Source organism: Enterobacter sp. Crenshaw (assembly GCF_024734705.1).
Taxonomy (GTDB): domain Bacteria; phylum Pseudomonadota; class Gammaproteobacteria; order Enterobacterales; family Enterobacteriaceae; genus Enterobacter; species Enterobacter asburiae_B.
Genome location: NZ_CP102932.1, coordinates 3,249,765 through 3,273,966 on the forward strand (window position 1 = coordinate 3,249,765; position 24,202 = coordinate 3,273,966).

The following is a 24,202-nucleotide window of genomic DNA, read 5'->3' on the forward strand; positions in this document are numbered from 1 at the left end:
AGTTCCATTCCGGTGTTAAGGTAATAAGCCAAATTCATCGGAATGGCGTAACAATGGCAACAATCACCACTCCCCGGCTTCACCTCACTCCTTTCGAACCCACTGACTGGGCCTTCTTCCGTTCGCTGCGTGAAGATCGCCGCATCATGCGCTACATGGCCGCCATCGCGCCGGAAAAAGAGACCCGCCGCGTGTTTGCCGCACGCCTGATGGCGGAGCATGTCTTCGTGATCCGCTCTCTGGAGGACGATACGCCGCTGGGCGATATCGGCCTGCAAATCAGCCCTGAGAATCGTGAAGAGGCCGATATTGGCTATACGGTTGTGCCTGCCGCGCAGGGAAAAGGGATTGCCAGCGAGGCGCTGCGCGCGGTGTGTGATTACGCGTTTAACCAGACCCGCGTGAAAGCGATTAACGCGTACGTGCTGGCGGATAATGGCGGTTCGGTGCGGGTGCTGGAGAAAGCCGGGTTTGTGCGTACGCAGGTGCTGGAAAAGGCGTATGAAATTGACGGCGTGCGCTATGACGACTGGGTGTATCGGCTGGAGTGCGGTGCGGCTTGATGCCCTCACCCCGGCCCTCTCCCACAGGGAGAGGGAGAAGGGCAAACTCTACTTCAAAGAACCCTTCAGGAACTGCTGCAAACGCGGGCTTTGCGGGTTCGCCAGCACCTCGTCCGGGTGGCCCTGCTCTTCAATTTTCCCCTGATGCAGGAAGATAACGTGGTTCGAGACGTTACGGGCGAAGCCCATCTCGTGCGTCACCACCACCATCGTTTTGCCCTCTTCGGCCAGCTTCTGCATGATGCGCAGCACTTCGCCAACGAGTTCAGGGTCCAGCGCGGAAGTCGGTTCGTCGAACAGCAGCACCTCGGGCTCCATCGCCAGCGCGCGCGCGATGGAGACACGCTGCTGCTGACCGCCGGAGAGATGTACCGGGTATTTCATCTGCTGGCGCTCGTCGATACCCACTTTCGCCAGGTATTTCACCGCGCGCTCGCGGGCTTCCTGCTTGCTCAGGCCCAGCACCTGAATCGGTGCTTCCATCACGTTCTCCAGCACCGTCATGTGGCTCCAGAGGTTGAAGTGCTGGAACACCATCGTCAGGCGCGTACGCAGCAGGCGCAGCTGGTGTTTATCCGCGACCTTCAGCTGGCCGTCTTTATCACGGACCAGGTTAATATTCTGCCCGCTCACCACAATCGAGCCTTCGCTCGGTTTTTCGAGGAAGTTAATGCAGCGCAGGAAGGTACTTTTACCCGAGCCGGATGAGCCGATAATACTGATCACGTCGCCCGCATTCGCCTGCAGCGACACCCCTTTCAGCACTTCATGTTCGCCGTAGCGTTTGTGCAAATCAATAACGTTTAATTTGTTCTCAGCCATCATCTTTCTCAGTGCGTCGAAGAAGGTTTTATATGCTGCAACCAGCGTTTTTCAGCCTTACGGAACAGGCTAATCAGAACATAAGAGATAATTAAATAGAGCACCGCCGCAATGCCAAACGCGGTAAACGGCTGATAGGTCGCGGAGTTAATATCGCGCGCGATTTTGAGCAGATCCGGCACCGTCGCGGTAAAGGCGAGCGCGGTGGAGTGCAGCATCAAAATCACTTCGTTACTGTACGCCGGTAACGCGATACGCAGTGCCGACGGCAGAATAATGCAGCGATAAAGCTTCACCGAGGAAAAGCCGTACGCGCGCGCCGCTTCAATCTCACCGTAAGGGACAGAGCGAATTGCCCCGGCGAAAATCTCGGTGGTGTAGGCGCAGGTGTTGAGCGTCAACGCCAGCACCGTACAGTTCAGACCGCTGCGGAAGAACGCATTCAGCATCTCAGTGCCTTTTACGATCTCAAGCGTATACATCCCCGAATAGAACACCAGCAGCTGCACGTACAGCGGCGTACCGCGAAACACGTAGGTAAACAGCCAGATCGGGAACTGGATAAATTTATTGTTCGACACGCGGCCAATAGCAAGAAACACCGCCAGAATGCCGCCCATCACCACGGAGGAGATCAGCAGCCAGAGCGTAATCGCCACGCCGGTAAAGCGGTAGCCATCCGTCCACAGCAGCGATTTCCAGTATTCCTGAATAATATCAATCACAGGTCAGCCCTCTTCACACCCACGGAGTAGCGACGCTCGAGCAGAAGCAGCACACCATTGGAGGCGGTCGTAAAGACCAGATAAATCACGCCGCAGACCACCGCAAAGTAGAACGGCTCCCAGGTGCTCTTGCCCGCCAGCTGAGTCGCTTTCACGACGTCTTCCAGACCGAGCAGCGAGACCAGCGCTGTCGCTTTGAGGATAACCTGCCAGTTGTTGCCGATACCCGGCAGCGCATAGCGCATCATGGCCGGGAACATAATCCGACGAAACGTTTGTGAAGAGGTAAAACCAAATGCGGTTGCCGCCTCAATGTGTCCTTTCGGCACGGCCATGTAAGCGCCGCGGAAGGTTTCGGTGAAGTAGGCACCGTAGATAAAACCGAGGGTAATAATACCGGCCACCATCGGGTCTATATCAATTTGTCCCATGCCCATCGCGTCCGTCACGCTGTTCAACGCAATCTGCAGACCGTAAAAGATCAGCAGCATCAGCACCAGATCGGGAACGCCGCGAATAAGCGTGGTGTAGCCTTCAAATATGAGCGCCAGCGGTTTGTTAGCCGAAAGCTTCGCCCCTGCGCCCGCCAGACCTATCAGCACCGCCAGCACCACGGAGCTGATAGCCAGCTCAAGGGTGACAAGCGCGCCCTGTAAAATAACGCCAGAAAATCCGTACAGCATACCGCGAGCCCTGTCGTATCGTGAGTGGTGGAACCGTGTCTTTTCCCCTCCCGCATCGGGAGGGGCCGCACGTTATTTGACGGGGCGATTAGCCGCCGTAAACATTAAAATCAAAGTACTTTTTCGCCAGCTTGTCGTAAGTGCCGTCAGCGCGCATTTCAGCAAACGCTTTGTTCAGCGCCTCACGCAGCTCGTTGTCTTCTTTGCGCAGGCCCATACCGGTACCCACACCAAACAACTTCACGTCCTTAATAGACGGGCCGCCAAACTTGTAATCTTTACCCACCGGCGTTTTCAGGAAGCCTTCGCTTGCCGCGACTTCATCCTGGAATGCCGCATCAATTCGGCCTGCCGTCAGGTCAGCGTAGATATTTTCCTGGCCCTGATAGGAGACGATTTCAATCCCCTTCGGCGCCCAGTGTTCGTTGCCGTAGGTTTCCTGCGTGGTGCCCTGCAGCACGCCGACGCGTTTGCCTTTCAGGGACTCCAGCGTTGGCTGAATGTCAGAAGCTTTAGCCACCACCAGACGAGAATCGGCCGCGTAGAGTTTGTCGGTGAAGGCAATCTCCTGCTGGCGTTTTTCGGTGATGGAGAGCGAGGACATGATTACGTCGATTTTTTTCGCTTTCAGGGACGGGATCAGCGCATCCAGCGGGTTCTCAACGTAGGTACACTGTGCTTTGATGCGTTTGCACAGCTCATTGGCCAGATCGATGTCAAAACCGACCAGTTCACCCTTTGAATTCTTCGATTCGAACGGCGCATAGGTTGGATCGGTACCAATCCGAATTTTCTGCGGAATGGCTGCGAATGCCGCGGTGGCGCTGGAAAAGGCCAGCACCAGAGATAGTGACAACACGAGTTTTTTCATATTTGTCCTCAACAAACTGTCTTCATACGGGATTTTTACGACGACGGGGTGGTGCTAATGTGCCATTAATCCCCTCTTTCAGGCAAAGACTAATGCCCTTCAGGCGGGAATTTTTGCATTATAAATGCGTAAGTATGCACAAAGCGATCCAATACGGTGCAACAAATGCACCGCATTGGGTCAACCGCTCCCGCAACGCACCTTTGCAGTGCGTTAGCGTCAGGCATTATTCACCGTATACGTTGAAGTCGAAGTATTTCTTCGCCAGTTTGTCGTAAGTACCGTCTTTACGCAGCTCTGCAAAGGCTTTGTCGAAGGCGGCTTTCAGCTCGGTATCATCCTTGCGCAGGCCAATACCGGTGCCGTCACCAAAGTATTTTTTGTCTTTTACCGACGGGCCCGCAAACGCATAGTCTTTACCCGCAGGCTGTTTCAGGAAGCCTTCGCTCGCGGCGACTTCATCCTGGAATGCCGCATCCAGACGGCCTGCGGCCAGGTCAGAGTAAATCAGATCCTGGTTCTGGTAAGCCACCACGTCTACGCCCTTCTCACGCCAGGTCGCGTTGGCATAACCTTCCTGCGTCGACCCCTGAAGCACGCCAACATGCTTGCCTTTCAGCGAGTCGATGGTTGGCTTAATCGGGGAGCCTTTCGGCGCAATCAGGCGAGAATCCGCGGCGTAGAGCTTGTCAGAGAAGGCAATCTCCTGCTGGCGTTTTTCGGTGATGGAAAGAGAAGAGATAATGGCGTCGATTTTCTTGGCTTTCAGCGACGGGATTAACGCGTCAAAGTCGCTGCCCACCCATGTGCATTTCACCGCAATGCGTTTGCACATTTCATTTCCCAGATCGATATCAAACCCCACGAAATCGCCTTTCGCATCCTTGGAAGAGAATGGCGCGTAGGTTGCGTCTGTACCGATACGAACCGTCTGTGGAAGCGCTGCGTAGCTACCTGCTGCCGCACTTAACCCCACGAGCAAAGACAGAGCCAGAACCGTCTTCTTCATACATTTACCCTCAAGTACCGTGATTTTATTATGTATTGTGTTGTGTGTTGTGTTGCAGGCTTCATCTTGCAGGTCTTATGCCACATTGCCGTCTGGTCAAAACTTCGACGTTAAATATGTTAATAAAACGTTGCGATATTGCCTTAATGGTGAAAGATAGCAGGTCTGCCGAACGAACCGGAAAGAGAAAAAGGGAAAAAACGAATTAAATGTCGAGGATATGATCGCCGTTGCATAATTGCCCTGAAACAGGGCAACGTCTCTTTTCATGCACTCTGTTTGTGCACAGATTCAGGCCCCTTGCCAGCGGGTGAAGAGATCTTCAGGCAGGTCGATGTCAAACTGATCCAGCACGCGGTTGACGGTCTGATTAATCACGTCGTCCAGCGAGGTCGGGCGATGATAAAACGCCGGTACCGGCGGCATGATGATGGCCCCAAGCTCGGCGGCCTGAGTCATTAAACGCAGATGGCCGAGATGCAGCGGCGTTTCCCGCACGCAGAGCACCAGAGGACGACGCTCCTTCAGCACCACATCCGCCGCGCGCGTCACCAGGGTGTCGGTATAGCTGTTCACAATGCCGGAGAGCGTTTTAATTGAACAGGGCAGGATAACCATGCCGGCTGTTTTAAACGAGCCTGAGGAGATGCTGGCGGCGATATCACGGGCATCGTGAACCACGTCCGCCAGTGCCTGAACATCGCGCAGGGAGAGATCGGTTTCAAGAGAGAGGGTCTGCCGCGCCGCCTGGCTCATCACCAGATGGGTCTCGACTTCCGCCACGTTACGCAGAACCTGTAACAGACGTACGCCGTAAATCGCGCCGCTGGCACCGCTGAGCCCAACAATGAGTCGTTTCATGATTTTCGCCCTTACTGATTTCAGGGCAGACTGTGCAGGATTTTGCGGGGAGTTGCAAGTGAGGGCATTCGCCCTCACCTGCCGGAGCATCAACCTTCGTTGTGCATCTCCAAGCTTTCAAGATCGTTCTGCATCTGAACGGCTTTCGCATCGTCGTTGCGCAGAGAATCAAGATAGTCGAGGTACTGCTGGTCAACGTCTTTGGTCACGTAAATACCGTTGAACACGGAGCATTCAAACTGCTGAATTTCCGGGTTCTCGGCACGCACCGCGTCGATGAGATCGTTCAGATCCTGGAAAATCAGGCCGTCGGCACCGATGATCTGGCGAATTTCATCCACTTCACGCCCGTGAGCGATCAGCTCGTTGGCGGTTGGCATATCGATGCCGTACACGTTCGGGAAGCGAATCTCCGGCGCAGCAGAGGCCAGGTAGACTTTCTTCGCACCCGCTTCGCGCGCCATCTCGATAATCTGCTCAGAGGTGGTGCCGCGAACGATGGAGTCATCCACCAGCAGAACGTTCTTGTCGCGGAATTCCGCGCGGTTGGCGTTCAGCTTGCGGCGCACGGACTTACGGCGCAGGTGCTGGCCCGGCATGATAAAGGTGCGGCCAACGTAGCGGTTCTTCACGAAGCCCTGACGGTATGGCTTGTCCAGAATGCGGGCGATCTCCAGCGCGATATCGCAGGAGGTTTCCGGAATAGGAATAACCACGTCGATGTCGAGATCGTCCCACTCGCGGGCAATCTTCTCGCCCAGCTTGGTGCCCATGTTGACGCGCGCGCTGTAGACGGAAATCTTGTCGATGAAGGAATCCGGGCGGGCGAAGTAAACGTATTCAAACAGGCACGGGTTGCTGACCGGGTTATCGGCACACTGGCGGGTAAACAGCTGGCCCTTCTCGGTGATATAGACCGCTTCGCCCGGCGCAACGTCACGCAGGAACTCAAAGCCCAGGGTATCCAGCGCCACGCTCTCAGAGGCAACCATATATTCGGTACGGCCATCGCCAAGGTCGCGCTTGCCGAGCACCAGGGGACGAATGCCGTTTGGATCGCGGAAGGCCACCATGCCGTGTCCGATAATCATCGCCACGCAGGCGTACGCGCCGCGGATCTGGCGGTTGGTCGCGGCAATCGCAGCAAAGATGTTGTCTGCTTCCAGCGGATAGTGACGGAAGTTATCCAGCTCGCTGGCGAACACATTGAGCAGGATTTCAGAATCAGAGGTGGTGTTAATGTGGCGACGTTTCTCTTCGAACAGCTTTTTACGCAGCTCATGCGCATTGGTCAGGTTGCCGTTATGAGCAAGGGTGATGCCATACGGTGAGTTGACGTAGAAAGGCTGTGCCTCGGAGGCGCTGGAACTGCCAGCAGTAGGATAACGAACGTGACCGATCCCCATATTACCTTGCAGACGCTGCATATGGCGGGCTTCAAACACATCGTTTACCAGGCCATTCGCCTTGCGTAAACGGAAGCAGTTGTTTGCATCAATGGTGATGATACCCGCAGCATCCTGCCCACGGTGCTGAAGCACCGTTAACGCGTCATAAATCGACTGGTTTACCGGCATGAAACCGGCGATACCGACAATACCGCACATTCGTCTTTTCCTCGTTAAGCCACATCTCAGGGTTTATGCCCTGGGCAAAAAACTCGACGAGCTTTGCAGATAGTCAAAGAACCATCTGATGATGAAGCTGAACTCTGGAATGAGCTGCGATTTCTGCCAGTCTTCGCTTTTGGAGAACCCGGTGAAGGTATCCAGGAAGAACAGGATCGCGGCTACAATCAGCACGCCTCGTAACGCCCCGAAACAGATCCCGAGCACCCTGTCCGTTCCTGACAGACCGGTTTTCTCGACCAGCTGACCTATCACGTAATTCACGATAGCGCCGACAATCAGCGTTGCGATAAACAGCACCGCGATGGCAATTCCGTTTCGGACCAGTTCATCTTCAAAGCCCGTGAACCAGACAGACAGGTAAGTGTAGTAATGACTGGCAACAAAGAAAGCACAACCCCAGGTTACCAGCGATAACGCTTCACGAACAAAGCCACGGATCAGGCTAACCAGACAGGAAAAACCAATCACCGCAATGATGGCGTAATCAATCCAGACCATATGTGTCCCACGATTTAACGCCCTGTCATCCAGTTCGGGGCGAATTCTAACAGAAAAAGAAAACGTTTGCGTAGGGATTTCCTTCCCGCGCGTAAATAAAAAAGGCGCTGAAAAAATGTTCAACGCCGTGGCTTATCGCCTCTCTCTTTTAGGAGCAGGTCGTACTTAGTTCGCGCTGTAGCCCATCACCACACCGCTCAGGCCGGAGATCTGCTTCAGCTCGCCGAGCGAACCTTTAAGCTTATCTTTGGACGCTTCTGGCCCCACGAGGATACGGGTAATTTTACCCTGCACCGGCGTGGAAGGTGAAGTGTAAACACGATATCCCGCACTGCGCAGTTTGCTCACGACCTCGTTGACCTTATCGGCGTTTTTCAGCGCGCCGAGCTGCACAACGTACGCTTTTCCGGTCGGTGCCGCGTCTTGTTTTGCCGGCGGTGGGGTTTCTGATGCGGCAGCCAGCTGCTCTGCGGCTTTATCGCGCTGCGGTTTCGGCTGCGGCTTCTCAACCGGCTTCGGTTTTTCAACAGGTTTAGGCTGCTCTACCGGCACCGGATCGATATCGCTGCTGCTCGCTGCCGCCAGGCGAGACGGATCGAGCGACGGTGCGGCGGCATCGCCGGCACGCACCTCTTCCGCCGCCCCTTCCGGAGGCTGAGCAGGCAGCGCCTGCGTCGCCGCTGGCAGCATATCCGGCTCATCGCGGTCACCCGGTTTCGGCACCAGCGGAATAGCGGCAAACTCGTCCTGATAATGCTTTTTCTGCCCGTCGAGCAGACCCGGGAGAATAATCACCCCGAGCGCGACCAGCACAATGGTTCCTGTTAAACGGTTCTGAAACTTACTCGCCACCGGTTCTCCCCGCGTCCATCACTTCCATGACATGTGCCACCGTGTGGAATGAACCACACACCAGCACGGTATCTTCTGGTTTAGCATCCGCCATCGCGGCATGCCAGGCCTGAGCCACGCTACTATAGATTGCGCCTTTGCCGAGATGTTCCATCAACTGCTCAGCCGTCGCGCCGCGCGGCCCCTCCAGAGGAGCACAATACCAGCTATCGACCACAGTCTCCATGCAGGCCAGCGTCCCGCCGATATCTTTATCATGAAGCATACCGATAACCGCCAGCACGCGCCCGGTTTTTGGTAACGATTTGAGACGTCCCGCGAGATACGCCGCCGCATGCGGGTTATGCGCCACGTCCAGAATCAGGCGCGGTGACTCGCTGACAATCTGGAAGCGCCCGGGCAGAATTGCGCTCTGAATGCCGTCGCGAATTGCCTGCTCGCTGACCGCTAATCCGCTGGCGCGCAGTGCCGCCAGCGCGGTGGCCGCGTTCGGCTGCGGCACCTGCGGCAGCGGCAGGTTATCCAGCGCGCCCTGGGCATCGCTGAAGCGCCAGCCGTTATCCTGAACCTCATACTGCCAGTCAACGCCGCGGCGCAGCAGACGCGCGCCCTTCTCATTTGCCACGTCAGCAATGGTGTGCGGCATGTCCGGCTCGCCGACCACGGCGGGTTTATTCGCCCGGAAAATACCGGCCTTCTCGCGGCCAATGCTTTCACGATCCGGTCCCAGCCAGTCGATATGGTCCAGCGCGATGCTGGTGACCACCGCCACGTCCGCACTCACCATATTGGTGGCATCAAGACGTCCGCCGAGGCCGACCTCAAGGATCACGACATCCAGCTGCGCCTGTTTGAACAGCCACAGCGCCGACAGGGTACCGTATTCAAAATAGGTTAATGAGATCTCACCGCGTGCGGCTTCAATTTCCGCGAACGACGCCGTATGCGCCGATTCCGGCAGCTCGCTGTTCTGCACGCGAACGCGCTCGGTGTAGCGGACCAGGTGTGGAGAGCTGTACACGCCAACTTTGTAACCTGCGGCCATCAGGACAGATTCCAGCGTGCGGCAGGTAGTGCCTTTACCGTTGGTGCCCGCGACGGTGAACACGAAAGGTGCCGGTTTGAGCACATCAAGACGCGCGGCGACCTGGCTTACGCGCTCAAGCCCCATATCGATGGTTTTACTGTGCAGGTTTTCCAGATAAGAAAGCCACGCGGCCAGGGGCGACGTGGCTTGGGGAATGCTTTTATTTTCCATAATGCCCGGTTGTCATTAACAGATTAGAAAGCAAAAGGGCAGCGCCAACCGGCCCTGCCCTTTTCAGTTATCAGGCCTCGGGTTCCTGATCCGGTACCACCACGCCTTCGCGCGGCTCATCCGGGTTCGGCGCTGGCAGATTCATCAGCTTCGCCAGAATGCTCGCCAGCTTCAGGCGCATTTCCGGACGGCGGACGATCATATCGATAGCGCCTTTCTCAATGAGGAACTCACTGCGCTGGAAGCCCGGCGGCAGTTTTTCACGAACGGTTTGCTCGATAACGCGAGGACCCGCAAAGCCGATCAGCGCTTTTGGCTCAGCGATGTTCAGGTCGCCCAGCATCGCGAAGCTCGCAGAGACGCCGCCCATGGTTGGGTCGGTCAGCACGGAGATGTACGGAAGACCGCGCTCCTGCATTTTCGCCAGCGCAGCAGAGGTTTTCGCCATCTGCATCAGCGACATAAGCGCTTCCTGCATACGTGCACCACCGGAGGCTGAGAAGCAGATCAGCGGACAGTTGTCTTCCAGCGCCTGCTCAACGGCACGCACGAAGCGCGCACCGACCACGGAGCCCATTGAGCCGCCCATAAAGGAGAACTCAAAGGCAGCGGCGACAACCGGCATCTCATGCAGGGTGCCTTTCATGACGATCAGCGCGTCTTTCTCGCCGGTCTCTTTCTGTGCAGAGGCCAGACGATCTTTATATTTTTTGGAATCGCGGAACTTCAGCACGTCTTTTGGCTCAAGTTCGCTACCCAGCTCTACCAGAGAGCCTTCGTCCAGCAGGCTATGCAGGCGGTTGCGCGCCGACATACGCATATGGTGGTCACACTTCGGACACACCTCAAGGTTGCGCTCCAGCTCTGCGCGATACAGAACCTGACCGCAGCTATCACACTTCGTCCATACCCCTTCAGGAATGCTCGCTTTGCGCGTTGGGGTAATGTTGCTTTTAATTCGTTCAATCCAGCTCATTGATAACCTTTCTGCCTGAACCTGGTCGTATGCCAGTTTTGCTATAAGAGGCGAATAATGCCATTTTTGCCTCCAACAGACCATGAATGTTGCACATTAAAACATAACAGCCCGAAACTTTGGATAAAAAAGTGGTCGAACCGCCAGCGTGCATTTACTTCGCTTGTTTTGCCGCCGCACGTTTGTGACGAATGATTTCGATAACGCCAGGCAGTACGGAAAGCACAATAATCGCTACAATCAGTAACTTAAGGTTTTCCTGCACCACCGGGAGATCGCCAAACAGATAGCCTGCGTAGGTAAACAGCAGTACCCACAGCAGCGCGCCAACCACGTTGTATGCCGCAAAATGACGATAGGACATATGCCCCATTCCCGCCACAAACGGTGCAAATGTGCGCACAATAGGCACAAAACGCGCAAGGATAATGGTTTTCCCGCCATGGCGTTCATAAAACGCATGGGTTTTATCTAAATAGCTGCGACGGAAAATTTTCGAATCAGGATTGCTGAAAAGCCGCTCACCGAACACCCGTCCAATCGTATAGTTGACCGCATCACCGACAATGGCGGCAATCACCATCAGCACAACCATAAGATGCACGTTCAGATCGTTAGTGGGTAACGCCGATAGCGCCCCGGCAACGAACAGCAGTGAATCCCCTGGCAGGAATGGGGTAACGACCAGACCGGTTTCACAAAACAGAATGAGGAACAGAATGGCGTAAACCCAGACGCCATACTGCGCGACCAGCTCTGCCAGGTGAACATCAATATGCAGAATGAAATCAATCAGAAAACGTATTACGTCCATATTGTCTAAGCCCTAATTGCACCTTTGTTTAGTCCGCTAAAAACAGCGGGCCCATTGGCGGTTTCGGCAGGTCAAATCGATCCGGATAGTCTACTGAGACCAGATACAATCCTTCCGCTTTCGCCGTGGCTGCCGCAAGCGTTCTGTCCTTCGCTGCCAGCAGGTCTGCAATCCAGCTCTCCGGCTGGTGTCCGGCACCCACTTCCATCAGGCTGCCCACAATATTCCTAACCATATGATGTACAAAGGCATTGGCTTTAATATCCACCACCACATACGCGCCAAAACGGCTGACGTTTATGTGCATGACGTTGCGCCACGGCGTGCGGGACTGACACTGCACCGCACGAAACGACGTAAAGTCATTTTCACCAATCAGACACTGCGCCGCGCGATGCATACGTTCCGCATCAAGCGGTTCATAAAAATGCGTCACGCCCTGGCTTAACACCGCCGGACGCAGGCGCTGGTTGTAGATGACATAACGGTAGCGACGCGCCGTGGCGCTGAAGCGCGCGTGAAAATCATCCGGCACAGCTTTTACCCAACGCACCGCAATGTCACCAGGCAAATTCGCATTTACACCCAGCGTCCAGGCGGCATCCTTACGCACGGCGGTGGTTTCAAAGTGCACCACCTGCCCCGTGCCGTGAACTCCCGCGTCCGTACGTCCCGCGCACAGGACGTTAATCGGCTCGTTTGCCACCTGAGAGAGCGCTTTCTCCAGCTTCTCCTGGACGCTGCGCACCTCGTTCTGACGCTGCCAGCCATAATATTTACTGCCGTCGTACTCAATTCCGAGCGCAATTCTATGGACCGGCTTTTGTTCCACGTCTGACATCAGTACAGGTACTCCTGCACCAGTTTTTCAGCGATTTTGACCGCCATCAGCGCGCCGCCGAAGCGAACGTTATCGGCAACGGACCAGAACTGAACCTGTTCCGGCATGCCGTAATCGTTACGCACGCAGCCAACGGAAAGATGCGCGCTGCCGGTGGCATCGCCAACCTGGGTCGGGAACTCGCTCTCTTCGGAGAGCACGATGTCTTCACCGCGGCCAAACGCGTCGCGCGCCTCTTCTGCCGCCAGCGGACGGAGGGCTTCAAAGCCAACCATCTGCGCGTGGCCGTAGAAGACTGGAGACTGCACGACGTTCGCGGAAATCATCAGGCCATCGTCCTGCAGAATTTTACGCACTTCATCGACGATACGACGCTCTTCGCGTACAGACCCTTCGCGATCCGGCAGCAGCGGCAGCATATTGAACGCCAGCTGGCGGCCAAAGAAATCGTCTTCGTCAATCGGGATACCGTTCAGCAGCTTCGCGCTCTGCCCGGCCAGCGCGTCAACGGCCTTTTTGCCGTTCGCGGACGCGGACAGCAGGCTGGTGACGGTAATGCGCGACAGGCCGCCGTCGTCGATCAGCGGTTTCAGGGCGGTCAGCAGCTGGCTGGTGAGGCTGTTCGGGACCGCAATGACGTTACGGTTGCGGTAGTCAGCCAGCACAAACGGGTTCACGTCCGGCACCACCAGCGGCACATCCGGCTCCATTGAGAACAGACCGCTCAGGTCGATCACCAGGCAGCCAGCGTTGGTCGCCTCTTCAACGTACGCAGCCGTCGCTTCAGCGCCCGCGGCGAAAAACGCCAGCTGCGCCTGCGTCCAGTCGAACGCGGCCGCGTCCTGAACCATGACGGATTTACCGTTAAAACGCAGATGCTCACCTGCGCTGTCGGTACGGGCCAGCGCATAGATATCGCCCACCGGGAACTGACGCTCAGCAAGGGTTTCGAGCAGGGCTTCGCCCACGGCACCCGTGGCACCTAAAATGGCAATGTTCCAGCCTTCAGACATGGTGGTTTACTCCAGAAATAAAAAAGCGTCCCTGCCGGAGTATCCGACAGGGAGCATTAAGAAGACATTAATGCGCCGGGTGATGAACGGCGTTAAACCCCAGCTTATGCAGCAGCGTCGCCGCCGGGGCGTCGTCGCATATTACATACAGGGAAGACCACTCGCGGCGCTCAACGTAGTTCTTGCGCAGCTTATCAAACTCACCCGGGATCCCCGCCACTTTACGCAGCAGCGCATCATCGCGGCGCACATCATACACCAAATGCACCAGCCTTTTCAGCGTTGCCTGATCGAGCGGACCATGCAGGGTAATGCGGCCAAATTCAGGCGCGGGGAGTAAGGTATCCAGCGCCACCTGCTGCGGATGGCCAATAAAGGCGCTGTAGGCTTCGAAAACCTGCGTGGTACCGCGGGCTTTGCCTTCCAGGGTATAACCGGCGATATGCGCCGTGCCCACATCCACCTTGTTAAGCAGCTCAACGTTGAGATCCGGCTCCGGCTCCCAGACGTCCAGCACCACGCTGAGGTCTTGTCCTTCGTTCAGGCATGTCAGCAGCGCGGCGTTATCTACCACCGGACCACGGCAGGCATTTATCAGAATAGTGCCAGCCTTCAGACGACGGATCAGCGCCTCGTCAGCAAGATGCAGCGACTTATACGGCCCCTCTTTAAACAGCGGCGTGTGGAACGTCAGCACGTCACACTGTTCAACCAGCTCATCCAGCGAGCGGAAATCCTCGTCATCGCCGTTATCTTTACGCGGCGGATCGCACAGCAGCGTGCGGATCCCTAACGCTTCAAGGCGCTTTTGCAGGCGCCCGCCGACGTTACCCACGCCGACAATCCCCACGGTGCGGTCCTTCAGCGCAAACCCGTCGCGCTCGGCCAGCATCAGCAGGGAGGAGAAAACGTATTCCACAACGGCGATGGCGTTACAGCCCGGCGCTGCGGAAAAACCGATTCCGGCCTGCTTCAGCCATTTATCATCCACATGATCGGTCCCTGCCGTTGCGGTTCCGACAAACTTAATCGCTTTACCGGCGAGCAACGCCTCATTTACTTTAGTCACCGAGCGCACCATCAGCGCGTCTGCGTCATCCAGTTCGTTGACCGGGATCGGGCGACCAGGGACAGCCTTAACGTTACCCAGGCGGCTAAACAGCTCACGGGCGTAAGGCATATTTTCATCAACGAGGATTTTCACGTCTGAGTACCTGTTTGAGAGGAAGAAAACCTGCCAAGTGTGCCATAATCTCGCCGCCAGGCATATATGTATGCCTGGTTTACGCTGAGTTTTGACTTTAAGGATTTTTGACGATGCAGCCCATTTCAGGTACGCCGCCACGCCCTCCGGGTGAAGGCCCCGTCACGCCAAACGTTGCCGGTGAACAACCGCTATCCACGCAACAGCGCACCGTGCTGGAGCGACTGATCACGCGCCTGATTGCGCTGACTTCACAGCAAAACGCGGAAGTCTGGGCCGGGGTAAAGCATGATTTAGGCGTGAGGAACGACGCACCGCTGCAGTCGCGCCATTTCCCTGCGGCCGAGCAAAACCTGAACCAGCGTATTAATACCGCGCAGCAGAACCACACCACGCGCCAGATTGTCGCTCAGCTGACCGAGCTGCTGGGCCAGGGCAATAACCGGCAGGCGGTGAGCGATTTTATTCGCCAGCAGTATGGTCAGACCGCGCTGGGCCAGCTGACGCCCGACCAGCTCAAAACCGTGCTGACCCTGCTGCAGAACAACGAGCTGTCTATCCCGCAGCCTCAGGTGCGCCCGGCGACCGAGCGTCCGCTGCTGCCTGCCGAGCACAACACGCTCAAGCAGATGGTGACGAAGCTGGCTGCGGCCACCGGCGAACCGACGAAGCTTATCTGGCAATCCATGCTGGAGCTGTCCGGCGTGAAGGCGGGTGAGTTAATCCCGGCCAGACAGTTTACGCATCTGGTGACCTGGCTCCAGGCGCGCCAGACGCTCAGCACACAGAATGCCCCTACCCTGCATACCGTCCAGGCGGCACTGAAGCAGCCGCTTGAGCCGCACGAGTTTGAAGTCATTCGGGATTACGCCCAGCAAAACTGGCAGGCTACGCCGCAAACGGTACTGACCACCGCGCAGGTGCAGGATCTGCTCAATCAAATCTTCGTTCGCCGCGCCGAGCGCGAGGGCGGCGTGCCGGAGGTGAGAAACATTCAGCCGATCTACAGCCCGCTGTTTGCGCCAGTCGTGGAGACGTTCAGAACGCTCTCTGCGCGTCCGGGATTGATGTTTATTGCGTTACTGATTGCGCTGGCGATTTTCTGGCTGGTTGCTTAACACTGCCGGGTGGCGGCTTCACCTTACCCGGCCTACGGCTAGTGCGGTTGTAGGCCCGGTAAGCGAAGCGCCACCGGGCAAAAACTACGATCTGCGAAACGCCACCAGCGTCACCACGATCCCAACCACTGCAGAAACCGCACCGGCCAGAAAGACGGACGGATAACCAAACGAGGTGGCTAACACCCCGGCCAGCGGTCCGGTTACCCCGTATGAGATATCCTGAAAGGCCGCATAGCCGCCCAGCGCCGTACCGCGCACCTGCGGGGCCACGCGCTTCACCACTTCAACGCCCAGCGCCGGGAAGATCAGTGAACAGCCGCACCCGGTCAGCGCCGCACCAAGCAGCGCAACGGATGCAACGGGTGCATTCCACAGCAGCAGCAGACCGATGGTTTCAATCACCAGCGACGCCACCGCTACCTTCACGCCGCCAAAGCGATCCGGCATCCAGCCGAAGAAAACGCGCATCAGCACAAACGCGCCGCCAAACGCGGTGAGCGTAAAACCGGCCATCGCCCAGCCGCGGCTCATAAAATAGAGCGAGACGAAGGTACCGATCACCGCAAAACCCACGCCCTGCAGCGCCAGGCCAAGACCCGGCTGCCAGATCTGGCCGACCACGCTCCACAGGGAAGGACGCTCGCCTTTGTGCGCAGGCACCTTACGCACCGAGCCGTTAAACGCCCACGCCAGAAGGGGTAAAGCCATGGTGGTGGCAGCCAGCGCCGCAAACCCAAACTGGCTATTGATCAGCAGCCCAAGCGGTGCGCCTGCGGCCAGCGCGCCATAGATGGCCATGCCGTTCCAGGACATCACCTTGCCGGAGCGTGCCGGCCCCACCAGACCCATTCCCCAGGTCAGGGTGCCGGTCAGCAGCTGGCTTTCACCAAAGCCCAGGATTAAGCGGCCCAGCACCAGCAGCGCAAACTTATACGCGGCGTCTACCGGCAGGAGAGAAGCCAGCAGCCATGCGCCGCCCGCCAGCCCACAGGCAAACATCCCCTGTAGCGCCGAGCGTTTTGCACCGTGCTGATCCGCCAGCCGTCCGGCGTAACCGCGGGTCAATACCGTGGCTAAAAACTGAATGCCCACGGCAATGCCGACCATGGTGTTGCCATAGCCCAGCTCCTGATGAACGAACAGCGGGATCACCGGCAGCGGCAGGCCGACGGTCATATAGGTTAGAAATACCGCGAAAGCGATACGGAACAGCGAGACGTTCGCTGAAGGGGTTGTTTCTGTTTGAGTTACTGCAGTCATGCTTTACTCCGAAATGAAGAGTAAGGCGGGGAAATGCCACGCCCCCTCTACCTGATTATCAGGATTAAGGTGCGTTGGTTGACGTTAAACGCTTACGCATTATCGTGAGGATAATGTTGAGGGGTGAAGTTTGCCTGTGAGATCAGCCGCTTGTCAATGCATAAAAAAGGGAGCCTTATGGCTCCCTTCCGGAATCAAACGTAAAACTTATGCTTTCAGCTTACGCATAACCAGCGTGGCGTTGGTGCCACCGAAGCCGAAGCTGTTTGACATGACGGTGGTCAGCGTCGCTTCCGTTGGTTTGGTCACGATGTTCAGGCCAGCAGCCTGCTCGTCCATCTCATCGATGTTGATGCTTGGCGCGATAAAGCCGTTTTCCAGCATCAGCAGAGAGTAGATCGCTTCCTGCACGCCAGCCGCCCCCAGAGAGTGACCGGTCATGGCTTTGGTCGCGGAGATTGCCGGGCTGTTGTCGCCGAAGACTTCACGGATCGCACCCAGCTCTTTCACGTCGCCTACCGGAGTAGAGGTACCGTGGGAGTTCAGGTAGTCGATTGGGGTGTCAACGCCGTGCATCGCCATCTTCATGCAGCGCACAGCGCCTTCGCCGGATGGCGCAACCATGTCGGCGCCGTCAGACGTTGCACCGTAGCCCACGATTTCAGCGTAGATGTGCGCGCCACGTGCCAGGGCATGCTCCAGCTCTTCAACCACAACCATACCGCCGCCGCCAGCGATAACGAAACCGTCACGGTGCGCATCATAGGTACGGGAGGCTTTATCCGGGGTTTCATTGTACTTGGTGGACAGTGCGCCCATCGCGTCGAATTCACAGGCCATTTCCCAGCCCAGCTCTTCGCCGCCGCCAGCAAATACGATGTCCTGTTTACCCAGCTGGATCTGCTCAACAGCATTACCGATGCAGTGCGCGGAAGTCGCACACGCGGAGCTGATGGAGTAGTTCACACCGTGGATTTTGAATGGGGTCGCCAGGCACGCGGAAACCGCAGAACCCATAGCTTTGGTGACCACGTACGGACCTACAGCTTTCAGACCACGCGGGCTACGCATTGCGTCAGCGCCGAATACCTGCGCTTTTGATGAGCCGCCGGAACCGGCGATCAGACCCACGCGCGGGTTGTTCTGATAAACCTCTTCACTCAGGCCGGAATCTTTGATCGCTTCCTGCATGGAGAGATAAGCATAAATAGAGGCATCGTTCATGAAACGAACCACTTTGCGGTCAATCAAACCGGTGGTGTCCAGTTTGACGTTACCCCATACGTGGCTACGCATACCTGAATCTTTAAACTCTTCAGAGAAAGTGATCCCGGAGCGTCCTTCACGCAGAGATGCCAGGACTTCCTGCTGGTTATTACCGATGCTGGAAACAATGCCCAGGCCAGTAATCACTGCACGTTTCATTCAATACCTCTGTAAGTCGCACTATAGTAAGTTTCGAGTCGCACAATAGCGTACACTTGTACGCCGAACAAGTCCGATCAGACATTTTCTGCGGAAATTTGCACCGATGGACTCACATCGTTAAGATCGTGCCACTGCCTGTCAGACGAGTAACTTACGTGAAACAAAACGCTATACAACCCGCCAACCTCGAATTCAACGCTGAGGGTACACCTGTTTCCCGAGATTTTGATGACGTCTATTTTTCTAATGATAACGGACTCGAAGAAACTCGCTATGTTTTCCTCGACGGAAACCAGCTCAGCACCCGCTTCCCGGAGCATCCGCGGAGCCAGTTTGTTGTAGCGGAAAGCGGATTCGGTACCGGGCTCAATTTTCTGACCCTCTGGCAGGCGTTTGACCAGTTTCACGCTGCCCACCCTGAGGCTACGCTACAAAGATTACATTTCATCAGTTTCGAAAAATTCCCGCTCACCGCGCACGATCTGCGGCTCGCTCATCAGCGCTGGCCAGAGCTTGCAGCCTGGGCGGAGCAGCTTCAGGCGCAGTGGCCACCCCACATTGGCGGCTGTCACCGTCTGATTCTGGACGGCGGACGCGTGACGCTGGATTTATGGCTTGGCGACATCAATGACCTGACCGATACGCTCGATGACTCGATGAATCAGACGGTGGACGCGTGGTTCCTTGACGGCTTTGCCCCCGCCAAAAACCCGGACATGTGGAGCCAGCATCTGTTTAGCGCGATGGCGCGGCTGGCGCGCCCGGGCGCAACGCTTGCCACCTTCACCTCGGCAGGCTTTGTCCGCCGCGGGCTGCAGGAGGCGGGCTTTACCATGCAGAAAACCAAAGGTTTTGGCCGCAAGCGCGACATGCTGGTCGGCAGAATGGAGCAGACGCTGGACATCCCCGCAAGTGCCCCCTGGTTTGCACGCAGCGCCAGCGCATCCCGTGAGGTGGCGATAGTCGGCGGGGGGATCGCCAGCGCTCTGCTGTCTCTCGCGCTTCTCCACCGCGGCTGGCAGGTCACGCTCTACTGTGCCGACGACGCGCCAGCAAGCGGCGCATCCGGCAACCGTCAGGGTGCGCTCTATCCGCTTTTAAGCGCGCACGACCCGGCCCTGTTCCGGTTTTTCCCGGCGGCGTTTACCTTCGCTCGTCGCCTGTACGACGCCCTGCCGGTGGCGTTCGAGCATGACTGGTGCGGCGTGACGCAGCTCGGCTGGGATGAAAAGAGCCAGCAAAAAATCACGCAGATGCTGTCGCTGGGCCTGCCTGACGAGATTGCACGCGCGGTAAGTGCGCAAGAGGTGGCAGACACCGCTGGCGTGGAAACCGGGTGTGGGGGCATTCAGTATCCGCTCGGCGGCTGGCTGTGCCCGGCTGAACTGACCTCGGCGGTCATTGCGCTGGCGCAGTCGCGCGGGCTGACGGCGCATTATGCTCACAAGGTTGAATCGTTGAGCCGGACAGAACGCTGGAATCTGCGTTTTGCTGATGGCAAAGAGGCAAGCCATGCCAGCGTTGTGCTGGCAAACGGACATAACATCAGCCAGTTTATCCAGACAGAGTCATTGCCGGTTTATCCGGTCGGCGGCCAGGTAAGCCATATTCCTTCCGCGCCCGAAGTGAACAAACTGCGTCAGGTGCTGTGCTATGACGGCTATCTGACGCCGCAAAATCCGTCTAACGGCCACCACTGCATCGGGGCCAGCTATCATCGTGGCGAAACGGATATGCGCTACAGCGAAGCGGATCAGGCCCAGAACCGCCAGCGCCTGATTGACTGTTTCCCGGATGCGGCGTGGGCGAAAGAGGTTGACGTCAGCGAGGGTGACGCGCGCTGCGGCGTGCGCTGCGCCACCCGCGATCATCTGCCAATGGCGGGAAATGTGCCGGACTACGATGCTACGCTTGAGGCCTATCAGGATCTGGCTGAACGCAAGGAAACGGCGGCGGCCTCGCCGGTGTATCCGGAGCTGTTTATGCTGGGTGGATTAGGATCTCGCGGGCTCTGTTCCGCACCGCTACTGGCAGAAGTGTTAGCCGCACAAATGAGCGGCGAGCCGATGCCGCTGGACAGGGTTACGCTTGCAGGGCTGAATCCGAATCGCTTGTGGGTACGGAAACTGCTGAAGGGGAAGAAGGTTAAGTAAGGTGCGGTCTGGTGCCCTCACCCTAACCCTCTCCCACAGGGAGAGGGTGGTGAAACACTTACTTGGCTTTCGCCTGCTGGAACAAAGTGTCCCACATGCCTAACACCAGAGACTGGTCGCGCGGCGAGAGCTCCCCGGCCAGAATGGCTTTTTCCAGGCTGCGAGTGACTTCAGCGTGAACGGCGTCGGCAGAGTGATCGTCCCCCGCTTCCAGCTCGGCTACCGCGAGCGTCAGGTGACCACGCAGATAACCGCTGGCGAACAGCTCATCATCACTGGCTTGTTCCACCATGTCATCAATTAACGCCAGAATGCGTGATTCAAATTCTGCGATCATCTTCTTTCCTCTGTTAAAGATCTTCCGGCCAAGGGAAGCATTCCGCCGTGATAACCGGCGTGTGGTAATAATTCTGTAAGGCCTCGATCAGGCGTGCCGGACGTTCCGGGATGCCTTTCTCAAGATATTCCATCACCTGCGCGTGAACGCGGCGCTGGAAGACGATACGGTCTGGCTCGAAGTCGCCTTCGAGGTTGTCACAGCTGACGTTGAACGGGAAACCCGCCGCGACGCAGAATAGCCATTCCAGCGCCTGCGGCTTCACTTCCACATCTTCAAACTGGCCCTGAGTGGCGGCATCACGTCCGTCCGGGCAGTACCAGTAACCGAAGTCCACCAGCTCGCGCCGCGCTTTCCCCGCAATGCACCAGTGCGAAATCTCGTGCAAGCCGCTGGCATAAAAGCCGTGGGCAAAGACGATGCGGTTATACGGAACCTCCGCATCAGCAGGAAGATAGATCGGTTCGTCGTCGCCTTTAATCAGACGGGTATTAAAATCGTCAGCAAAACAGCCGTCGAAAATCTCAATCAGCTGTTCGTATTTATGCGTACTGTTCATTAGTGCATCCCCAACCAGGTGAGGATCTCCTGTCCATGGCTGTCATAAAGAAGTTTGGCGCTCATTACGGCCGAGACGATGACGATCATCGGGCGAATAAGTTTTTGCCCTTTGCTTAATACCAGACGCGAGCCCGCGCGCGCGCCCAGGAACTGCCCTGCCATCATCACAAATCCGGTTGCCCAGATAACCTTGCCGCCAATGATAAACAGCAGCAGGCCGCCGACGTTTGAGGTCGCGTTGAGCACTTTGGCATGGGCGGTGGATTTGGCGAGGTTAAACCCGGCCAGCGTCACGAACGCCAGCGCATAAAATGAACCCGCCCCCGGCCCGAAGAAACCGTCGTAAAAACCCACGCTGCCCCCGGCAATCAGGGCAAACGGCAGGCCGTACAGGCGACGCTGGCGGTCTTCTTCACCGAGCTTTGGCATCAGCAGGAAGTAAAGCCCGATGCAGATGACCAGAATCGGCAGGATCTGGCGCAAAATATCGGACTGCACGTGCTGAACCAGCAGCGCGCCCGACGTGGAGCCGATAAAGGTCATCAGGATATTAAGCTTCTGATCGGCAAGGCTCACCACCTTGCGGCGGATAAAATAGAGCGACGCCGAGAGCGAACCGCCGCAGGCCTGCAGCTTGTTGGTGGCAAGCGCCTGCGCCGGGCTCATGCCCGCCGCCAGCAGCGCGGGCACGGTTAACAACCCGCCGCCGCCCGCGAGCGCGTCGATAAAACCGGCCAGCATGGCCACAAAGAACAGCACCACCAGCAACAGCGGCGACACCATAAACAGATCGACGAAATTATCCATTAAAGTACATGCTCATCCAGTAGCGCCTGGCAGGAAGGCGGCAACGGAGGCGGTGTCTTCTTCTCAGGCTTAGAGGTTCCAGGTTTTGCCGGTTCAAACCAGCTTTGCAGTTCCGCACCGCAGCCATCGCCTGGCGGAGGTAGCGGTTGATCTTCACATTCCAGGCTATTCGCCGGGCAGCGCAGACGAACGTGCATGTGCGCACGATGCTGGAACCACGGGCGCACTTTGCGCAGCCAGTCGCGATCGGTTCCGGCGTCCAGGCAGAGCTGCTGCTTGATTGCCGGGTTGACGAAAATACGCGTGACGTCGTTATCTTCCGCGGCCAGCTTGATCATGCTGGATACGTCCCGCGTCCACAGGGACGGCACCACGCGCTTACCGTCGCTCGCCACCAGATCCAGCGCCTGCGGTTTCAGCAGTTGGGCGGAGGTCCAGCGCGTTTTCGGCAGCTGCAGGAAGATATCGACATCCAGTCCGGTCTGGTGGCTGGCGTGTCCGCCGTTAAAGCGACCGCCGGCAGGCATCCCCATATCGCCAATCAGCATCGTGCCCAGCCCAAGGTTATGCACCTGGTTTCCCAGACGCTGGATGAACAGCACCAGATCCGGGTGGCCGAAATAACGTCGCTGATCGGTGCGCATCACCTGATAGGTATCAGACTGGAGAGGAAGCTCCTGGGCACCGACGATACAGCCGTTGGAAAAGGCGCCAATGGACTGCGCGCTCCCCGCCACCGGGTGGGTGATTTTTTGCCATGGCGTCGCGGCCAGACTGGCTCCACTGGCAAGCAGCGCCAGCAGAGCAATTGCGGTTTTTTTCATGTTTACCAGCGTGGAATGGTGGTCGTCACATCCGCATTCTGCGCGCGCTGGCGCAGGAAGTGATCCATCAGCACGATCGCCAGCATCGCTTCTGCGATCGGCACCGCGCGGATCCCCACGCACGGATCGTGACGTCCTTTGGTGATCATCTCAACTTCTTCGCCATCGCGGTTAATCGTGTGGCCCGGCACGGTGATGCTGGAAGTTGGCTTCAGCGCGATGTTGGCAACAATCTGTTGCCCGCTGCTGATACCGCCCAGGATGCCGCCCGCATGGTTGCTCTGGAAGCCCGCTTTCGTAATCTCATCGCGGTTTTGGCTGCCGCGAAGCTGAACCACGTCAAAGCCGTCGCCAATCTCTACGCCCTTCACCGCGTTGATGCTCATCAGCGCGTGGGCAATGTCGGCGTCGAGACGGTCGAATACCGGCTCGCCCCAGCCAGCCGGGACGCCGTCGGCCACCACGGTCACTTTCGCGCCAATGGAGTCGCCCTCTTTTTTCAGGCCACGCATCAGTTCGTCCAGCGCCTCAAGCTTGTCGGCATCGGCGCAGAAGAACGGGTTTTGTTCAACCTGATCCCAGTCTTTGATCGCCAGCGGAATGTCGCCCATCTGGGTCAGACAGCCGCGGATAGCGATGCCAAATTTCTGCTGCAGGTATTTCTTAGCAATCGCCCCTGCCGCCACGCGCATCGCGGTTTCACGCGCGGAAGAACGTCCGCCGCCGCGATAGTCGCGGAAGCCGTACTTTTGTTCGTAGGTGTAGTCGGCGTGGCCCGGACGGAAGACGTCTTTGATGGCGCCGTAGTCCTGGGAGCGCTGATCGGTGTTTTCGATCAGCAGGCCAATGCTGGTCCCGGTAGTGCGCCCTTCAAAGACGCCGGAGAGAATTTTGACCTGGTCCGGCTCGCGACGCTGCGTGGTGTAGCGAGAGGTGCCCGGGCGACGACGGTCGAGGTCGTGCTGTAAATCGGCTTCGGTCAGTTCGATGCCTGGCGGTACGCCATCAACGATACAGCCCAGCGCCAGCCCGTGCGACTCGCCAAAGGTGGTCACGCGGAATAACTGTCCAATACTGTTTCCTGCCATCA

The 24,202-nt window shown here is 57.3% G+C and carries 25 protein-coding genes; 3 read left to right on the forward strand and 22 right to left on the reverse strand.

The genetic code is table 11. The features are described 5' to 3' along the window. Positions 1-53 precede the first annotated feature (53 nt). A complete protein-coding gene (locus tag NWV12_RS15455; RefSeq protein ID WP_048980056.1) occupies positions 54-563 on the forward strand; it encodes a GNAT family N-acetyltransferase in 510 nt (169 codons plus the stop codon). A 48-nt stretch (positions 564-611) separates the two neighbouring features. On the opposite strand, the gene hisP is transcribed toward NWV12_RS15455, so the two are convergent. The 15 genes from hisP to pdxB form a co-directional block, all read right to left on the reverse strand. Then, positions 612-1,385 carry a histidine ABC transporter ATP-binding protein HisP gene (hisP, locus tag NWV12_RS15460; protein ID WP_023312558.1) on the reverse strand — a complete coding sequence of 258 codons (774 nt, stop codon included), beginning with the start codon at positions 1,383-1,385 and terminating at the stop codon, positions 612-614. An 8-nt stretch (positions 1,386-1,393) separates the two neighbouring features. Then, positions 1,394-2,110 carry an ABC transporter permease gene (locus tag NWV12_RS15465; protein ID WP_048980058.1) on the reverse strand — a complete coding sequence of 239 codons (717 nt, stop codon included), beginning with the start codon at positions 2,108-2,110 and terminating at the stop codon, positions 1,394-1,396. Continuing rightward, on the reverse strand, positions 2,107-2,793 hold the full coding sequence (locus NWV12_RS15470) for a histidine ABC transporter permease HisQ (protein ID WP_023336422.1): 687 nt from the start codon (positions 2,791-2,793) through the stop codon (positions 2,107-2,109). Before NWV12_RS15470 ends, NWV12_RS15465 begins: the two co-directional genes overlap by 4 nt. 88 nt (positions 2,794-2,881) lie before the next feature. Then, positions 2,882-3,664, reverse strand: coding sequence for a histidine ABC transporter substrate-binding protein HisJ (gene hisJ / locus NWV12_RS15475; protein WP_023336423.1), 783 nt, complete (start codon positions 3,662-3,664; stop codon positions 2,882-2,884). 226 nt (positions 3,665-3,890) lie between these two features. Next, positions 3,891-4,673, reverse strand: coding sequence for a lysine/arginine/ornithine ABC transporter substrate-binding protein ArgT (argT, locus tag NWV12_RS15480; protein WP_023312560.1), 783 nt, complete (start codon positions 4,671-4,673; stop codon positions 3,891-3,893). A gap of 291 nt (positions 4,674-4,964) precedes the next feature. After that, positions 4,965-5,534, reverse strand: coding sequence for a UbiX family flavin prenyltransferase (locus NWV12_RS15485; RefSeq protein ID WP_029740194.1), 570 nt, complete (start codon positions 5,532-5,534; stop codon positions 4,965-4,967). An 89-nt stretch (positions 5,535-5,623) separates the two neighbouring features. After that, positions 5,624-7,141, reverse strand: coding sequence for an amidophosphoribosyltransferase (purF, locus tag NWV12_RS15490; RefSeq protein ID WP_024908947.1), 1,518 nt, complete (start codon positions 7,139-7,141; stop codon positions 5,624-5,626). A gap of 33 nt (positions 7,142-7,174) precedes the next feature. After that, on the reverse strand, positions 7,175-7,663 hold the full coding sequence (cvpA, locus tag NWV12_RS15495; RefSeq protein WP_000262116.1) for a colicin V production protein: 489 nt from the start codon (positions 7,661-7,663) through the stop codon (positions 7,175-7,177). A 165-nt stretch (positions 7,664-7,828) separates the two neighbouring features. Continuing rightward, a complete protein-coding gene (gene dedD, locus NWV12_RS15500; RefSeq protein WP_039263233.1) occupies positions 7,829-8,515 on the reverse strand; it encodes a cell division protein DedD in 687 nt (228 codons plus the stop codon). Continuing rightward, a complete protein-coding gene (folC, locus tag NWV12_RS15505; RefSeq protein ID WP_039263234.1) occupies positions 8,505-9,773 on the reverse strand; it encodes a bifunctional tetrahydrofolate synthase/dihydrofolate synthase in 1,269 nt (422 codons plus the stop codon). Before folC ends, dedD begins: the two co-directional genes overlap by 11 nt. Positions 9,774-9,843: 70 nt before the next feature. Beyond that, positions 9,844-10,749 carry an acetyl-CoA carboxylase, carboxyltransferase subunit beta gene (gene accD, locus NWV12_RS15510; RefSeq protein WP_003861408.1) on the reverse strand — a complete coding sequence of 302 codons (906 nt, stop codon included), beginning with the start codon at positions 10,747-10,749 and terminating at the stop codon, positions 9,844-9,846. A 154-nt stretch (positions 10,750-10,903) separates the two neighbouring features. After that, positions 10,904-11,563 carry a DedA family protein gene (locus NWV12_RS15515; RefSeq protein WP_039263236.1) on the reverse strand — a complete coding sequence of 220 codons (660 nt, stop codon included), beginning with the start codon at positions 11,561-11,563 and terminating at the stop codon, positions 10,904-10,906. Positions 11,564-11,591: 28 nt separating this feature from the next. After that, entirely contained in the window at positions 11,592-12,404 is an 813-nt protein-coding gene (truA, locus tag NWV12_RS15520; protein ID WP_023312566.1) for a tRNA pseudouridine(38-40) synthase TruA, read from the reverse strand. After that, the gene (locus tag NWV12_RS15525) at positions 12,404-13,417 is read right to left on the reverse strand and encodes an aspartate-semialdehyde dehydrogenase (RefSeq protein ID WP_039263237.1); all 1,014 of its coding nucleotides are present in this window, start codon (positions 13,415-13,417) and stop codon (positions 12,404-12,406) included. The genes truA and NWV12_RS15525 overlap by 1 nt, the downstream gene beginning before the upstream one ends. 67 nt (positions 13,418-13,484) lie before the next feature. Next, positions 13,485-14,621 (reverse strand): 4-phosphoerythronate dehydrogenase PdxB, encoded by a 1,137-nt coding sequence (gene pdxB, locus NWV12_RS15530; protein ID WP_048980060.1) that lies wholly within the window; start codon positions 14,619-14,621, stop codon positions 13,485-13,487. Between the two features lie 113 nt (positions 14,622-14,734). Here pdxB and flk point away from each other — a divergent pair, with 113 nt between their 5' ends. Beyond that, positions 14,735-15,739, forward strand: coding sequence for a flagella biosynthesis regulator Flk (gene flk / locus NWV12_RS15535; RefSeq protein WP_033146097.1), 1,005 nt, complete (start codon positions 14,735-14,737; stop codon positions 15,737-15,739). Between the two features lie 84 nt (positions 15,740-15,823). On the opposite strand, the gene NWV12_RS15540 is transcribed toward flk, so the two are convergent. Further along, the gene (locus NWV12_RS15540; RefSeq protein ID WP_048980062.1) at positions 15,824-17,002 is read right to left on the reverse strand and encodes an MFS transporter; all 1,179 of its coding nucleotides are present in this window, start codon (positions 17,000-17,002) and stop codon (positions 15,824-15,826) included. 207 nt (positions 17,003-17,209) lie between these two features. Beyond that, positions 17,210-18,427: a beta-ketoacyl-ACP synthase I gene (fabB, locus tag NWV12_RS15545; protein WP_023336433.1), complete on the reverse strand. Its 1,218-nt coding sequence runs from the start codon at positions 18,425-18,427 to the stop codon at positions 17,210-17,212. Between the two features lie 158 nt (positions 18,428-18,585). Here fabB and mnmC point away from each other — a divergent pair, with 158 nt between their 5' ends. Beyond that, the gene (gene mnmC / locus NWV12_RS15550) at positions 18,586-20,583 is read left to right on the forward strand and encodes a bifunctional tRNA (5-methylaminomethyl-2-thiouridine)(34)-methyltransferase MnmD/FAD-dependent 5-carboxymethylaminomethyl-2-thiouridine(34) oxidoreductase MnmC (protein ID WP_048980063.1); all 1,998 of its coding nucleotides are present in this window, start codon (positions 18,586-18,588) and stop codon (positions 20,581-20,583) included. A 58-nt stretch (positions 20,584-20,641) separates the two neighbouring features. Here mnmC and NWV12_RS15555 read toward each other — a convergent pair whose 3' ends face one another. From NWV12_RS15555 to aroC, 5 genes are read right to left on the reverse strand one after another with little or no spacing between them, the layout of a single operon-like run. Then, positions 20,642-20,920 (reverse strand): YfcL family protein, encoded by a 279-nt coding sequence (locus tag NWV12_RS15555; protein WP_048980064.1) that lies wholly within the window; start codon positions 20,918-20,920, stop codon positions 20,642-20,644. 13 nt (positions 20,921-20,933) lie between these two features. Further along, complete coding sequence (locus NWV12_RS15560) at positions 20,934-21,479, reverse strand: elongation factor P hydroxylase (RefSeq protein ID WP_033146101.1); 546 nt, start codon at positions 21,477-21,479, stop codon at positions 20,934-20,936. Continuing rightward, positions 21,479-22,288 carry a sulfite exporter TauE/SafE family protein gene (locus NWV12_RS15565; protein WP_038417370.1) on the reverse strand — a complete coding sequence of 270 codons (810 nt, stop codon included), beginning with the start codon at positions 22,286-22,288 and terminating at the stop codon, positions 21,479-21,481. The genes NWV12_RS15560 and NWV12_RS15565 overlap by 1 nt, the downstream gene beginning before the upstream one ends. Beyond that, positions 22,288-23,112 (reverse strand): penicillin-insensitive murein endopeptidase, encoded by an 825-nt coding sequence (gene mepA, locus NWV12_RS15570; protein ID WP_024908935.1) that lies wholly within the window; start codon positions 23,110-23,112, stop codon positions 22,288-22,290. The genes NWV12_RS15565 and mepA overlap by 1 nt, the downstream gene beginning before the upstream one ends. Positions 23,113-23,114: 2 nt before the next feature. After that, a complete protein-coding gene (aroC, locus tag NWV12_RS15575; protein ID WP_048975418.1) occupies positions 23,115-24,200 on the reverse strand; it encodes a chorismate synthase in 1,086 nt (361 codons plus the stop codon). Between the last annotated feature and the right edge of the window lie 2 nt (positions 24,201-24,202).